This window comes from Vibrio sp. 10N.222.48.A3 (assembly GCF_041475345.1).
Classification (GTDB): domain Bacteria; phylum Pseudomonadota; class Gammaproteobacteria; order Enterobacterales; family Vibrionaceae; genus Vibrio; species Vibrio tasmaniensis_A.
The window spans coordinates 1-960 of the sequence record NZ_JBFRVX010001460.1; the positions used below are offsets into that span (position 1 = coordinate 1).

Genomic DNA, 960 nt, shown 5'->3' on the forward strand with positions numbered 1-960 from the left:
AAGATGTCATGGAGAGCAGAGGGAGAGGCAATCCAAAATGATACAACAGATATTCAAGACGAAAAAAAGGGCACAAAGAATGTGCCCAAGAATGGAGTTAATTGAAACGTGCCCTAATTAATCTGCCTTTAGGGCTAAAATGGACAGTATTTACTACTTTTAAACACAGGCTCTTTGAAAATATGCCTAATTCAAAGAGCTGCTGTCGCTAGCTTGTGATTACCACCAAGCTTCAAACATCGCACCGAATGACAATGTATCTACATTACCATTGTCTTTTGGAGCGCCTTTTGTCTCTACATCACCCACAGTTGTGTAAAAGCGAAGCATTGGACGACTCCAAGGTAAGCCACCTAGAGAAACGTTTTGAGATAGAGTTACCTTCCACGCGTTCTCTTCGCCGTCGTCATCGTAATCAACCATGCCGTAACCCGCTTCTAACCATGTAGAATGAACGTCATCCCATTGGTACTGTGGACGAACGATACCTGCATACTCAGTGTTATCGCGAGCTAAGTCTGCACCAGAGTTATCTTTATACGACACTAGGTAATCAATGATGAATTTATCCGATGCTGCGTAGTTACCTTCAATGCTTGCGTAAAAAGTTTTATAGTCGCCTTTCAACTCAAATACCGATGAATCTGCACCATCACCGTATTTCACTATTAATCGGTTAGAATCGCCTAAGCCTAACGTCGCACCTACCAAGTAAGCCGTTTCATCACTGACTTTAGTACCTGCAGTCACCACTTTTTCCGTTAAACCTGTATCTTGATCGATTACGTACTCAGTAGAGCTTGCTGTATCCGCTTCATCTGAAGCAAAACCGTAGTTCGCATACAAGTCTAGTTGACCGATACCCGCGTTAATTGAATGAAGTTTAGAAGTAATTGCGTATCGACCATTGTCATTTACGAGGCCGCCTTTCACTTGGCCAACAAAGCCCATATCTAGCTT

At 42.7% G+C, this 960-nt stretch carries 1 protein-coding gene; it reads right to left on the bottom strand.

Translation table 11 applies throughout. The features are described from left to right. Window positions 1–219: 219 nt before the first annotated feature. Window positions 220–960 (bottom strand): carbohydrate porin (locus AB4653_RS27115; protein ID WP_372105785.1); only part of this gene is annotated, 741 nt, incomplete at its 5' end.